The organism is Streptomyces sp. NPDC044033, from assembly GCF_056434425.1.
In genome coordinates this window covers 432,369-445,103 of the sequence record NZ_JBWKFF010000001.1, presented here as the reverse complement: position 1 = coordinate 445,103, position 12,735 = coordinate 432,369, and the positions used below count along the sequence as shown (strand labels likewise).

Here is a 12,735-nt window from a genome sequence, read left to right as displayed (position 1 = left end):
GGTGCGGGTCGGCTATCCGGCGCTGGCCGTATTCGGCTGAGGCCCGGGGTACTGCGCCGGGCTCGGGCTTCGACCGTCGTACGGGGCGGGGCGGCATAGGCCGGGGGCTGAGCGCTCAGCGCTCAGCGCCGAGTGCCGGACTCCGGACGCTGAGCGCCGGACGGCGAGCGCCGGAAGCCGATCACCGGCTGTCGGTCGCCGTCGCCGGTCGCCGTCGCCGGGCGCCGAGCACCGGCCGTAAACGCGGACGGGCCGGAGCCCCGGTACTTCGGGGTCCGGCCCGTCCGGCGCCAGCTGTCGTCAGCCGGTGCCAGCCGTCGTCAGCTGTCGTCAGATCTTGCGGTCACGGCCCGCGCCGAGGCCGAGGAGGACCAGGCCCACGCACACCGCGAGGAGGATCGCGATCGGCACGGACCAGCCGCCGGTGATCTGGTGCACCGCGCCCAGCGCGAGCGGGCCCACGGCGGCCAGCAGGTAGCCCCAGGTCTGGGCCATGCCCGAGAGCCGGGCCGCGGTGTGCGCGTCGCGGGTGCGGAGCACCATCATCGTCAGCGCCAGGCCGAGCGCGCCGCCCTGCCCGACGCCCAGCAGCGCGGCCCACACCCAGGCCCCGGCCACCGGTGCGACCAGCAGGCCGGCGATGCCCACCGCCATGAGGGCGACGACCGCGACGGCCAGCGGCCGCTGGCTGCGCATCCGCCCGGCGAGCATCGGCACGACGAACGAACCGACCATCTGCACCAGCGTGTTGAAGGCGAAGACCAGTCCGGCCTGGCTCTTGCTCATGCCGTGATCGGTGAAGATCGTCGGCATCCAGGCGATGCAGACGTACGCGACCAGCGACTGCGAGCCCATGAACAGCGTGATCTGCCAGGCGAGCGGCGAGCGCGAGAGGTTCGGGCCGTCCTCGACGAGGTGCTTGGGCGTGGCGGCGGCCGCGCCGTGCCGGGTGCCGCGGCGGGCGATGAGCACCTGGGGGATCCAGACGACCGCGGCGACCGCGGCCAGCACGGACCAGGAGGCGAGCGAGCCGCGCCAGCCGCCGAGCGCGTTCTCCAGCGGTACGGCGGCGGCGGCCGAGGCGGTCGCGCCCAGGATCATCGCGGTCGAGTAGAGCGCGGTCATGCCCGCGGCCTTCTCCGGGAAGTCCCGCTTGATCAGGCCCGGCATCAGCACGTTGAGCAGGGCTATCGCGGTGCCGACGAGCGCGCAGCCGACGAACAGCGCGACGACGGGCGGTGCGATGCGCAGCAGGATGCCGCCGCACAGCAGCGCGAGCGCGCCGAAGAGGACCGCCTCGGTGCCCCAGCGGCGGGCCAGCTTGGGGGCGGCGATCGAGCCGAGGCCCATGAAGACCAGGGGGATCGTGGTGACCAGGCTGCTCACGGTGGCCGTGAGGTGGAAGTGGTCGCCGATCTCGCCGAGCAGCGGGGAGACGCCCGAGAGCGCGGCGCGCATGTTGAGCGAGGCCAGCACGATGCCGAGCAGGATCAGGGCGGGGTGGGCCCGCAGCCGACGCCGGGCCTCGGCCACGGGTGGCGCGGGCGACAGATCCTCCTCCGCGTCGATCAGTGGTGCTTCGGACCTCGTCTCCGACATGGTGTGCCTCTCCGAACGTTATCTAGGTGGTGCGTGCATGTATTTGGTCGTGTGGACGCGGGCGTAGGAGCGGCCGACTGCCCAGGGCCCCGGGCCGCCTGGCCCGGGACGGGCCCGGGGTCAGAGCTCGGCCAGCAGTGCCTCGACGGCCTGTTTCGGGCGTTCGAGGAGTTCGCGGGCGGTGCGCTCGGCGGCCTCGGGGTCGCCCGACGCGATGGCGTCGAGGACGGCCCGGTGGTCACCGTGCATGACCCTCGGCATCTCGTGGTCCCCGAGCGAGGAGACCAGCGCCTCCCGCACCGAACTGGCGAACCAGCCGTACGTCGCCGTCAGCGCCGCGTTGTGCGCGGCCTCGACCACGGCCTTGTGGAACTCGATGTCGTGGTCGGCGTACAGCTCCAGGCTCCCGGAAGCGGGCTGGCCCTGTGCGTCCTCCAGCCGCGTCTGCGCGTCCAGCGCCGCGGCCATCCGCTTGAGGTCGGCGGGCTCGTGGCGGGTCGCGGCCAGCCGGGCGGCCTCCGCCTCCAGCGCGATCCGCAGCTCCAGCACGTCCCGGACCCCGGCCCGCTGCACGCCGCGCATGATGTCCCCGGGGTCGGCCATGGACACCACGAAGGTCCCCTCGCCCTGCCGTGAACGCAGCATGCCTGCGTGTACGAGCACGCGCACCGCCTCGCGGACGGTGTTCCGCCCGACCTGGAGCTGTTCGGCCAGCGCGTGCTCGGTGGGGATGCGCTCCCCGACCTGCCACTCGCCACCCGCCAGCTGCGTGCGCAACTGTTCGACGACGGTGTCCACCAGGGACTGTCGCCCCGCCGCCTGCAATGCCATGCGCATGCTCCCCATGCCGAAACGGTCGAACGGCCGAAACGCCGACCAGTGCGTGCTGAAACGCGGACCGGTACCGAAACGCCGGCCAGTACTGATGCCGGCCGGTGCCCGAATGCCGGCCGGTACCGGAATGCCGACCGGTACCGAGGGCCGCGAGCAAGCTGCCGCAAGCCCCATTGGCCCGGTTGCCCAGTCATCCTACAACTGAGGTCATCCTACAACCAATGGCCGAAAGTCACCGGACGCCGGCCACCGAACGCCGGATGCCGGTCACCAGACCTCGGCCACCGGACCCCAGATGCCGGCCGCCGATTACCAGACGACGGACACCGAAGACCGAAGACCGAAGACCGAAGACCGAAGACCGAAGACCGAAGACCGAAGACCGAAGACCGAACGCCGAAGACCGAACGCCGGACGCGCCTCCCCCAAGGGAAGACGCGCCCGGCACGTACGGCCCGCCTAGCTCACTCCCCCAGCGTCGTCCGGAGCAGCTTCTTGTCCGGCTTGCCCACCGAAGTCAGCGGGATGCGGGACAGCGTGTGCACGCAGGTCGGGGCGTACATCGGGCCCTTGTGCTCCCTCACGTACTCCCGGATCTCGTCGCGGTCCACGCTGTGCCCCGCCGCGGGGACTATCGCGGCGTGCACCTGCTCCTCGGCGTCCGCGCCGCGCACGCCGAAGACGGCGCACTGGCCGACGGCGGGGTGCGTGAGCAGCAGATCCTCCAGCTCGCCGGGGTACACATGGCCGCCCACCACGATGATCATGTCCTTGATCCGGTCGACGATGTACAGATAGCCCGCCGCGTCCAGATACCCGACGTCCCCGGTGCGCACCCACCCGTCGCGCAGGGTCTCGGCGGTCAGTTCCGGCTGCTTCCAGTAGCCGCTCATGACGAGCGGGGTGGCCACATGGATCTCGCCTATGCGGTCCGCCTCCAGCACGTCGCCGGCCTCGTCGCGGATCTCGATCCGCACGCCGGACATCGGCCGTCCGACCGTGACCTGGCCGCCGTGGCCCGTCAGCTCGTGATCGTCGGGGCCCACCTCGCTGATCCAGCCCGCCTCCGACTGCCCGTACGCGCCGTAGAGCACCGGCCCCAGCGCCTCCTGGCCCTGCCGCAGCCGGCTCGGCGAGGACGGCGAGCCGCCGTAGGTGACCCGGCCGAGCGAGGACAGGTCGGTGGTGGCAAGGTCCGGGTGGTCGAGGAGTTCGTAGAGCAGCGGGGGCAGCAGCCATACGTGGGTGATCCGCTCGTGCTCGATCGCGGCGAGCACGCGGCCGGCGTCGAAGGACCGTTGCAGCACCACCGAACCGCCCGCCGCCAGCGTGATGTCGGCGAGGACTCCGGACAGGTGGGCGAGGGAGGTGCAGGCCAGGAAGCGGGACGGGTGGCCCGCGCCGGAGATGGGGTGGCTCAGTGCCTCGGCGTACGGGCCCTGCGCCATGCACACCCCCTTGGGCACGCCCGTGGTGCCGCCCGTCTGCCGGATGCCCCAGTCGTCCTCGGGGTGGGCCGCGTTCGCCACCGGGTCGGCCGGCCGCCGCGCCGCGCACGCCAGCAGGTCCTCGCCGAGCGCGCTCGGTCCGAACGTCGCGACCGGCACCCCCGGCATCCGGGACACCAGTTCCCGCGGGCCCTCGGACAGCTCCGGATCGACGAGCAGCAACTCCGTGTCGACGCTCTCCGCGACCCGGGCCAGCACCTCGGGCGCCATGCCCACATAGAGGTAGTCCACGCGCGCGCCGAGCAGGTTCGCCGCGTACCGCGCGCTGAGCGCCTCGGGCCGGTTGCCCACGAGCATGGCGACGGTGAAGTCGCGGCCGACGCCACGCGCGGCCAGCTCCGCCGCCAACCGGTAGATCTCGTCCCGGAAATCGCCCGCCGTGACGTGCTCGCCGTCCGCGGTCGTCACCACCGGACGCGCCGGATCGCGCGCCAGCTCCGCGAGGATGGCCTCCACATAGCTCACAAACCCGGGCGGGGGAGGGGAGGCGGAGGCGGAAGGTGCGGGAGTGGTGCCGGTGTCGGTATCGCTCATGTGCGGTGACCCCTCTATGAGTTGTCGTGCGAATAACGGGGCGGAACGCGTGCGTAACCGTCCGTCATGGTGTGCGAGATCGACGGTAGGCCACGAACCTCATGCCTTCCATGACCAATTCCGCCATGTGATCATGTCCGGGAAGTTATGAGACGAGGACACCCATGGACCTGCTGTCGCTGCGTTGCTTCCAGGCCGTGGCGCGCCACGAGCACATCAGCCGGGCCGCGGCCGAACTGCGCGTCGCCCAGCCCTCCGTGAGCCGCACCATCGCCCGGCTGGAGGCCGAACTCGGCGTGCAGCTCTTCGACCGGCAAGGCCGCCAGGTGCGCCTCAACCGGTACGGCGCCGCCCTCCTGCACCGCGTCGACCGCGCGCTCGGCGAGCTCGACGACGCGCGCCGTGAACTCGCCGACGCGGCCGGGCTCGACCACGGCACGATCGCCCTCGCCTCCGAGACGCTGCTCTCGCTCACCGGCCTGCTCGCGGAGTTCCGCGCCAGGCGCCCCGGCGTCCGCGTCCGCCTCTTCCAGTCCACCGCCGAGGTCATGGGCCGTCAGCTCCGCGCCCGGGAAGTCGACTTCTGCCTCGCCTCCCAGCCCATCACGGGCCCCTCGCTCAGCTCCGTCGAACTCCTCCGCGAAGAGGTGCTCCTCGCCGTCCCCCTCGGCCACCCCCTGGCCGGCCGCGAGCGCGTCGGCGTACGCGAGCTCGCCGACGAACCGTTCATCGCCACCCGCCCCGGCCACTGGCAACGCACCCTGCTGGACCGCCTGTTCGCGGCCGAAGGGCTCGTACCCACCATCGGCTGCGAAGGCGACGAGCCCGGCGCGGCCCCGGTCCTGATCAGCGCGGGGCTCGGCATCGGCCTCGTACCCGCCATGTCGCGCCGCGCGGTCACCCACGCCCCCATCGCCCTGCTCAGCCTCGACGCCCCGCACTGCGACCGCACCCTGACCCTCGTCTGGCGCCACGACACCTATCTCTCCGCGGCCGCCCGCGACTTCAGATCCCTCGCCGTGGAGCGGAAGGGGATGCCACTGACGGAGGCGTGAGAACGGTACGGGCGCCGGCGGGTAGCGCGGGCGCGAGTGTCGTACGGGCGCCGGGCCCGTACGGACGTGAGAACCGTACGGACGTGAGAACCGTACGAGCACCGGTGGGCAGCGCGGGCGCGAGGCCCGTACGGCGTGAAACCGAAACCGTACGCGCCCCCGCCCTTGCCCCGCCCCCTCGCCCCCGCGCCGTCCCCTACGCCCCCACCGGCTCCGATTCCGGCCGTTCCGCAGGCTCGTCCCCGGCCCCGGCCCCCGCCGCCGCCTTCGGATCCGCCCCCTCCGGCGCGGCCCGGCGCACTACAACCAGGACCAGCAGGCCCGCGGCCACCGCCACGATGCCCGAGATCAGGCAGATGCGGTCCAGCCCCGCCACGAACGACTCATGGACCAGCGACTCGACGCCCTGCCGCGCTCCGCCCGCCGGGGCCGACGCGACGATGTCCCCCGAGTGGCCACCGCTGATCGCCTCCGCCGCCCGGCCCCCGGCGCCCGCCGGGAGCGCGTCGCTGCCCGAGACCATGCCGCGCACCCGGCTCGCGAAGACCATGCCCAGGACCGCGATCCCCAGCGCGTACCCCATCTGCCGGAAGGTGTTCACCGCGCCGCTCGCCATCCCGCCGCGCTCCGGCGGGGCCGCACCGAGGGCGGCCGAGACCAGCACCGGCATGGACATCCCGACGCCGAGCCCGCCGAGCGCCAGCCCCGGCGCGAGCGCGGCCCAGCCCGAGTCGGCCGACAGCAGGACGGAGTGCGTCAGCGCGCCCGCGCCGATGAGCAGGATGCCGATGCCCAACGGGAGCTGGGGAGCGACCCGGTGCAGCAGTCGGCCGCCTACCGCGCCCACCACCAACGACACCGCGGCCATCGGCATCACCGCGAGCCCCGCCTGCATCGGGGACAGCCCCAGCACCGTCTGCAACCACAGCCCGGCGTAAGTGAGGTACGGGAACGCCGCGGCTTGCAGCAGCAGGGCCGCCGCCATCAGCACCGCGAACGACGGACGGCGGAACAGCTTCAGATCCAGCAGCGGCTGCCGGGCCCGGCGCTCCACGGCCAGGAAGACGATCAGCGCGGCGAGCGCCACCAGCAGCGCCGTCAGGGTGCCGGGGTCCGACCAGCCCTCTTCGCCGCCGCGCATCAGCCCGTACGTCAGGCCGCCCGCGCACACCGTGAACGAGATCGCGCCCGGCCAGTCGATGCCCGGCCGGCTGCCCCGGGGGCCGGTCGCCTCCGGGCGCGACCCCTTGACCGAACGGAGGGTGGCCCACACCGCGAGGGCGCTCAGCGGCAGATTGACCCAGAAGATCCACCGCCAGTCCGCGTACTCGGTCAGCACCCCGCCCAGCAGCGGCCCGACCGCCGTCGCGGCTCCGCCCGTACCGCCCCACACGCCGAACGCGACGCCGCGGTCCCGGCCCGAGTACGTCGCCATCAGCAGCGGAGTGTTGGTGGCGAACATCGCCGCCGCCCCCGCGCCCTGCACGGCCCGCGCCACGATCAGCACGGTCCCGTCCGGGGCCAGCCCGCAGGCCAGCGAGGACACCGCGAAGACGACCAGCCCCAGGACGTACAGGCGGCGGTGGCCGAAGAGGTCGGCCGCCGAACCCGCCACCATCAGCAGCGCGGCCAGGGCCAGCGCGTAAATGTCCATCACCCACTGGAGTGAGGAGAAGGACGTGTTCAGCCCGTGCGCCATCTCGGGCAGGGCGGTGTTCACGATGGTGACGTCCACCAGCAGCATGAAGTTGCCGAGGGTGATGGCGACCAGCGGCCACCATTTGCCGCGTGCCGCGCCGGCCGGGCCGTCGCCCGGATGGCTGCGCGGGTTCTGCATGTGAAGCTCCCGAAGAGAGACGGCCCGTCTCTGCCGCGGGCCCCGTGGGCACCAGAGTCGGCCGCGTACCGCTTCCGCTCACAGCCACGGTCCTTTGGGCGGCGTTATCCGACACCGGTTAGCCTCATGTGGTGAAAACCGACAGCCGCGACGATCTCGACCTGCGGCTCGTCCACGCGCTCCAGCTCGACGGGCGGGCCCCCTTCAGCCGGATAGCCGAGGTGCTCGGCGTCTCCGACCAGACCGTCGCGCGCCGCTACACGCGGCTGCGCACCAGCGGCGCGATCAAGGTCCTCGGCCTCACCCACCCGGGCGTACTCGGCGAGACCGTCTGGCTCGTACGGGTCCAGTGCACGCCCGACGCGGCCACCGCCGTCGCCGAGGCGCTCGCCCGCCGCCCCGACACTTCCTGGGTGAGCCTGCTGTCCGGTGGCACCGAGATCGCCGCCGTCGCGCGCGTCGCCAGCGACCGGGACAGCGAGGCGCTGCTGCTGGAGAAGCTGCCGCGCACGCCCCAGGTGACCGGCATCACCGCGCACTGCCTCATCCACGAGTTCTTCGGCGGCCCGCAGGGGCTCGTCAACAAGTCCGAGTCGCTGACCCCGGACCAGATCGAGCAGCTGAGCGGCCCCGAACCGGAGACGGGGCCCGGCGCGGGTCCGGCCCCCGCGCTGAGCGCCGCCGACGAGCGGCTGTGCGCGGCGCTCGCCCGCGACGGCCGCACCCCGCTCGCCGAGCTGAGCGCCGTCACCGGCTGGTCCCAGTCGACCGTACGCCGCCGCCTCGCCGAACTCCGGACCCAAGGCGCCCTGTTCTTCGACATCGACTACGACCCCCGCGCCTTCGGCCATGGCACGCACGTCGTGCTCATGCTCTCCGTGCCGCCCGCCGCCCTGCACGAGACCGGCGAGGCGCTGGCCCGCCACCCCGAGATCGCCTTCGCCTGCGCCATCACCGGCCCGTACAACCTGATGGCCGTCGCCATCTGCGCCGACGTACGCGCCCTGTACGCCTATCTGACGTCGCGCGTCGCCTCGTTGCCGGCCGTGCAGCGGATGGAGACGTCCCCGGTCATCCGGCAGGTCAAGGCCGCCGGCCCGTACTCCGCCGCACCACGGCGGCGCAGCCGCCCATGACCGGCCGCGAGCGGGCCGATGAGGGTCGGGCCGGCCCGGAGCGGGAAGAGCTCGACGCGCTCGGCCGCGGGGCGCGGGCCGTCTCCGCCGACTTCCCGCTGGCGGTACGCGCCGCACGGGCGGTACGCACCTGGGTACGGTCCGCCCCCGGCACCCACATATGGCTGCTCGTCATCGGCATCACCAGCCTCGTGATCGCCGCGGCGAGCCAGGGCCTGGAGACCTTCCTCCTGCACCGCACCAGCAGCAACATCCACGAACTCAACAAGCACCCCACGCAGGCGCTGCTCATCAGCGGGTTCTGGATCGAGAGCCCGTCCTCGTTCCTCCTCTATGCGGGCCTCTTCGAACTCGTCCACGCCAACGTCGAACGCTGGGTCGGCACCCTGCGCTGGCTGCTCACGGTCGCCGTCGCCCATATCGCGGCCACGCTGATCAGCCAGGAGGTGCTGCTCCTGGCCATCCGCGACCACTCCCTGCCGCACTCGATGAAGCACGTCGTCGACATCGGCGTCTCCTACGGCCTCGCCGCCGCCGCGGGCCTCCTCACCTACCGCTTCCCCCACCCCTGGCGCTGGCTCTACGCCACCGGCACGGTCCTCTTCTTCGCCCTCCCGCTGTCCACGGGCGCCAGCTACACCGACATCGGCCACGCCATCTCGCTGGCACTGGGCCTGTCCGCCTGGCCCCTGACCAGAGGCCGCCGCCCCTGGCGCTTTCCGTCTCTGCGACAACTCCGCCGGCTGCCTCGCCTTCGCCGCTGAACGGCACGGCGGCCCGGTCCGGCCGAGAGGCCGGGACCGAGCCGCCGTGGATTCACCGCGTCAGCGCCGCTGTCAGCGGCGACGCCGCCGCCGGGGCGGCGGAGCGAGCGCGGTCATGCGCTCACTCATCGCGCAGACGACACGGTTCGTGGCATGCAGCCGCCGGTCGAAATCGTCGAGCCGGTGGTCGATGCCGTCCAACCGGGCGTCGATGCCATCGAGCCGGTTGTCGATGCCGTCGAGCCGCTGATCGATGCGGTCCAGTCGCGCCGAGATCCGCCCGATGACCGGCCCCAGCTCCCGCAGCGCGGTGCCGACCCCGGCCATGCACGTCTCAAGGTCGGTCACCCGCCGATCGAGCGAGGCGTAGCCGGGCGGCGGCTCCTGCTGCCCGCCCGTGCGGTACGGCTCCTCGACGTCGAGGAGGTACGTACGCACGCGCTGGGCGACGGCGCTGTCGCGCAGCAGCATGGCGACGTTGAGGACGGCCCTGCGAGTGAAGAGGGCCAGGTTCGAGTGGAGCTGTGGATAACTTCCACTTGGGTTCTCAGGAAAGAGGGACAACATGTCCCTCTTGAAAAACCGCAGGTCATCGCCTCGGAAGACCTGCAACCCGTTGGCCGTCAGCTCCTCGCGGTGCCGCTGAACGACCTTCTTCACAGCCTCCCTGTGGATTTCGAAGAACGCGGCCACGTCCTCCGTCGTGATGTGGATACCGTCGGGGAGCAGCCGCAGCGCTCCCACCTTGTCGAGCACTTCTACGTGCCCCATGACGCTGTCGCGCATCGCGCGCGACTCCAGCAGTGCAGCTTCCGGTGGCATGAGGATGCCTTCCTTGGTCCGGAACGGTTGGTGGAAGCCCGTATCCAGGGCGCAGGAGCGGAAGCTGCTCACGTAGCCACAAACCCAATGACCGGTTCTGTCGCCCGGCCTTCCTCTACTTCACGAACCCTCGACGCCTCGAACTCCAGTTGCCTCCGCGCACCAGGGACAACGAGCCGACAAACGTACGGTTACTGCGGACAGGTGATCGCATCCGGAGGTGCTCACTCCAGACCCCTGGCCTGAGCTGGGCAGCAGCCTGTGGATAACTCTGCTCGAAAACCCTTTCGAGAGGGACAACTTGTCCCTCTCGAAAGGGTTTTCGAGCAATCACCCACTCTTCATCCGGCCTCAGCCGAAGAGACGTTCCAAAACCACCGCGATCCCGTCGTCCTCATTCGAGGCGGTGATCTCGTCCGCGATGGCCTTGAGGTCGTCGTGGGCGTTGGCCATGGCGACGCCGTGGGCGGCCCAGCCGAACATGGGGATGTCGTTGGGCATGTCGCCGAAGGCGATCGTGTCGGCGGCCTTCATGCCGAGGCGGCGGGCGGCCAGGGAGAGGCCGGTGGCCTTGGTCAGGCCCAGCGGGAGGAGCTCGACGATGCCCGCGCCGGCCATCGTCACCCCGACCAGGCCGCCGGCGACCGCGTAGGCGACCTCGGCGAGGGCGTCGTCGGACAGCTCGGGGTGCTGGAGGTAGAGCTTGTTCAGGGGCGCGGACCACAGGTCGGCCGGGTCCTTGAGCGGGATGACCGGCAGCGGGCCCTCCTGGCTGCGGTAGCCGGGGCCGACGACGACCTGGCCGTCGAGGCCGTCGCGGCTGGCGGCCAGGTAGAGCGGGCCGACCTCCGCCTCGATCTTGGCGAGGGCCAGTCCGGCGAGCTGCCGGTCGAGGGTGACCGAGGTCAGCAGCCGCTGCTCGCCCGCGTGGTAGAGCTGCGCGCCCTGCCCGCACACCGCGAGCCCCCGGTAGTCGAGCGCGTCCAGTATGTGCTTGGTCCAGGGCACGGCGCGGCCGGTGACGATGATGTGCGCCGCCCCGGCCGCCGTGGCCAGGGCGAGGGCCTCACGGGTGCGCTCCGAGACGCTGTGGTCGTCGCGCAGCAGCGTGCCGTCGAGGTCGGTCGCGACGAGCCGGTACGGCGGCGGCGGCGGGGCGGCGGCGCTCACTTGGCGATCGGCTCCAGGTACTCCCGCCCGCCGAGGTAGGGCCGCAGGACCTCGGGCACGCGCACCGTGCCGTCGGCCTGCTGGTGGTTCTCCAGGAGCGCGACGATCGTGCGCGGCACGGCGCACAGCGTGCCGTTGAGCGTGGCCAGCGGCTTGACGTGCTTGCCGTCGCGCATGCGGACGGAGAGTCGGCGGGCCTGGAACTCATTGCAGTTCGAGGCGGAGGTCAGCTCGCGGTACTTGCCCTGGGTGGGGATCCACGCCTCGCAGTCGAACTTGCGGGAGGCGGAGGAGCCGAGGTCGCCGGTGGCCACGTCGATGACCTGGAAGGGCAGCTCCAGGCCGGTCAGCCACTGCTTCTCCCAATCCAGCAGCCGCTGGTGCTCGGCCTCGGCGTCGTCGGGGTCGATGTACGAGAACATCTCGACCTTGTCGAACTGGTGCACCCGGAAGATGCCGCGGGTGTCCTTGCCGTACGTACCGGCCTCGCGGCGGAAGCACGGCGAGAAGCCGGCGTAGCGCAGCGGCAGCTGCGACGCGTCGAGGATCTCGTCCATGTGGTACGCGGCGAGCGGCACCTCGGAGGTGCCGACCAGGTAATAGTCGTCCTTCTCCAGGTGGTACACGTTCTCGGCGGCCTGGCCGAGGAACCCGGTGCCTTCCATGGCGTGCGGGCGGACCAGCGCGGGGGTCAGCATCGGTACGAACCCGGCCTCGGTGGCCTGCGCGATGGCGGCGTTGACGAGCGCGAGCTCCAGCAGCGCGCCGACCCCGGTGAGGTAGTAGAAGCGCGAGCCGGACACCTTGGCCGCCCGCTCCACGTCGATGGCGCCGAGCGCCTGGCCGAGCTCCAGGTGGTCCTTGGGCTCGAACCCCTCGCTTGCGAAGTCGCGCGGGGTGCCGACGGTCTCCAGGAGGGTGAAGTCCTCCTCGCCGCCCACGGGGACGTCCGGGTGGACGAGGTTGCCGAGCTGCCGCAGCAGGTGCTGGGTCTCCTCGGCGGCCTCGCCCTGTTCGGCGTCGGCGGCCTTGACGGCGGCGGACAGCTCGCCGGCCTTCTTCAGCAGCTCGGCCTTCTCGTCGCCGGCGGCCTTGGGGATGAGCTTGCCGAGCGCCTTCTGCTCGGAGCGCAGCTCGTCGAAGCGCACGCTGGACGACCTGCGCCGCTCGTCGGCGGAGAGAAGAGAGTCGACGAGCGCGACGTCCTCTCCACGGGCGCGCTGGGAGGCGCGAACACGGTCGGGGTCCTCACGGAGCAGGCGAAGGTCAATCACCCCCTCAGGTTACCTTCGCGGGCTCCGCGAGGGCGACGCGATATTCCTTTGCGTGTCGTTATGACCGTTTTGCCGGAAGTTAAAAAGAAGTGAATGCGGTGCGTGGAGTGGGGTCGGGGAATTTCCGGGCGGTGGCCGAAAAGGGGCGAATAGGCTGGAAGTCGAGTGTCGATCCGCCTTGTGCGGGCGGCAGTTGGCCGAG

At 71.8% G+C, this 12,735-nt stretch carries 10 protein-coding genes; 3 read left to right on the top strand and 7 right to left on the bottom strand.

The genetic code is table 11. The annotated features are described in order from the left end of the window. Positions 1–330: 330 nt before the first annotated feature. The 3 genes from AC07AB_RS01915 to AC07AB_RS01905 all read right to left on the bottom strand — a co-directional run bounded on the left by AC07AB_RS01915 (position 331) and on the right by AC07AB_RS01905 (position 4,475). Positions 331–1,599: a CynX/NimT family MFS transporter gene (locus tag AC07AB_RS01915; RefSeq protein ID WP_478558446.1), complete on the bottom strand. Its 1,269-nt coding sequence runs from the start codon at positions 1,597–1,599 to the stop codon at positions 331–333. Between the two features lie 120 nt (positions 1,600–1,719). Continuing rightward, positions 1,720–2,430 carry a FadR/GntR family transcriptional regulator gene (locus tag AC07AB_RS01910; RefSeq protein WP_478558444.1) on the bottom strand — a complete coding sequence of 237 codons (711 nt, stop codon included), beginning with the start codon at positions 2,428–2,430 and terminating at the stop codon, positions 1,720–1,722. Positions 2,431–2,897: 467 nt separating this feature from the next. Next, positions 2,898–4,475: an AMP-binding protein gene (locus AC07AB_RS01905; RefSeq protein WP_478558441.1), complete on the bottom strand. Its 1,578-nt coding sequence runs from the start codon at positions 4,473–4,475 to the stop codon at positions 2,898–2,900. 164 nt (positions 4,476–4,639) lie between these two features. On the opposite strand from AC07AB_RS01905, the gene AC07AB_RS01900 reads away from it, so the two are divergent. Continuing rightward, positions 4,640–5,530 carry a LysR family transcriptional regulator gene (locus AC07AB_RS01900; RefSeq protein WP_478558438.1) on the top strand — a complete coding sequence of 297 codons (891 nt, stop codon included), beginning with the start codon at positions 4,640–4,642 and terminating at the stop codon, positions 5,528–5,530. A gap of 196 nt (positions 5,531–5,726) precedes the next feature. On the opposite strand, the gene AC07AB_RS01895 is transcribed toward AC07AB_RS01900, so the two are convergent. Then, on the bottom strand, positions 5,727–7,367 hold the full coding sequence (locus tag AC07AB_RS01895) for an MFS transporter (RefSeq protein ID WP_478558435.1): 1,641 nt from the start codon (positions 7,365–7,367) through the stop codon (positions 5,727–5,729). Between the two features lie 131 nt (positions 7,368–7,498). Between AC07AB_RS01895 and AC07AB_RS01890 the strand changes: the two genes are divergently transcribed. Both AC07AB_RS01890 and AC07AB_RS01885 read left to right on the top strand, forming a co-directional pair. Next, positions 7,499–8,503, top strand: a complete 1,005-nt coding sequence (locus AC07AB_RS01890; RefSeq protein WP_478558432.1) for an Lrp/AsnC family transcriptional regulator — start codon at positions 7,499–7,501, stop codon at positions 8,501–8,503. After that, the gene (locus AC07AB_RS01885; RefSeq protein ID WP_478558429.1) at positions 8,500–9,267 is read left to right on the top strand and encodes a rhomboid-like protein; all 768 of its coding nucleotides are present in this window, start codon (positions 8,500–8,502) and stop codon (positions 9,265–9,267) included. Before AC07AB_RS01890 ends, AC07AB_RS01885 begins: the two co-directional genes overlap by 4 nt. Before the next feature lie 72 nt (positions 9,268–9,339). Here AC07AB_RS01885 and AC07AB_RS01880 read toward each other — a convergent pair whose 3' ends face one another. From AC07AB_RS01880 to serS, 3 genes are all read right to left on the bottom strand, one after another. Next, a complete protein-coding gene (locus AC07AB_RS01880; RefSeq protein ID WP_478558426.1) occupies positions 9,340–10,089 on the bottom strand; it encodes a hypothetical protein in 750 nt (249 codons plus the stop codon). A 351-nt stretch (positions 10,090–10,440) separates the two neighbouring features. Further along, entirely contained in the window at positions 10,441–11,259 is an 819-nt protein-coding gene (locus AC07AB_RS01875) for an HAD family hydrolase (RefSeq protein ID WP_478558423.1), read from the bottom strand. After that, entirely contained in the window at positions 11,256–12,533 is a 1,278-nt protein-coding gene (gene serS, locus AC07AB_RS01870; protein ID WP_478558420.1) for a serine--tRNA ligase, read from the bottom strand. The genes AC07AB_RS01875 and serS overlap by 4 nt, the downstream gene beginning before the upstream one ends. Between the last annotated feature and the right edge of the window lie 202 nt (positions 12,534–12,735).

What these genes read in the sequence shown, in the direction of transcription:
- AC07AB_RS01905 (WP_478558441.1), bottom strand. Translation starts at nt 4,475, where the DNA reads ATGAGCGATACCGACACCGGCACCACTCCCGCACCTTCCGCCTCCGCC.
- AC07AB_RS01895 (WP_478558435.1), bottom strand. Translation starts at nt 7,367, where the DNA reads ATGCAGAACCCGCGCAGCCATCCGGGCGACGGCCCGGCCGGCGCGGCA.
- AC07AB_RS01900 (WP_478558438.1), top strand. Translation starts at nt 4,640, where the DNA reads ATGGACCTGCTGTCGCTGCGTTGCTTCCAGGCCGTGGCGCGCCACGAG.
- AC07AB_RS01915 (WP_478558446.1), bottom strand. Translation starts at nt 1,599, where the DNA reads ATGTCGGAGACGAGGTCCGAAGCACCACTGATCGACGCGGAGGAGGAT.
- AC07AB_RS01910 (WP_478558444.1), bottom strand. Translation starts at nt 2,430, where the DNA reads ATGGCATTGCAGGCGGCGGGGCGACAGTCCCTGGTGGACACCGTCGTC.
- AC07AB_RS01880 (WP_478558426.1), bottom strand. Translation starts at nt 10,089, where the DNA reads ATGCCACCGGAAGCTGCACTGCTGGAGTCGCGCGCGATGCGCGACAGC.
- AC07AB_RS01885 (WP_478558429.1), top strand. Translation starts at nt 8,500, where the DNA reads ATGACCGGCCGCGAGCGGGCCGATGAGGGTCGGGCCGGCCCGGAGCGG.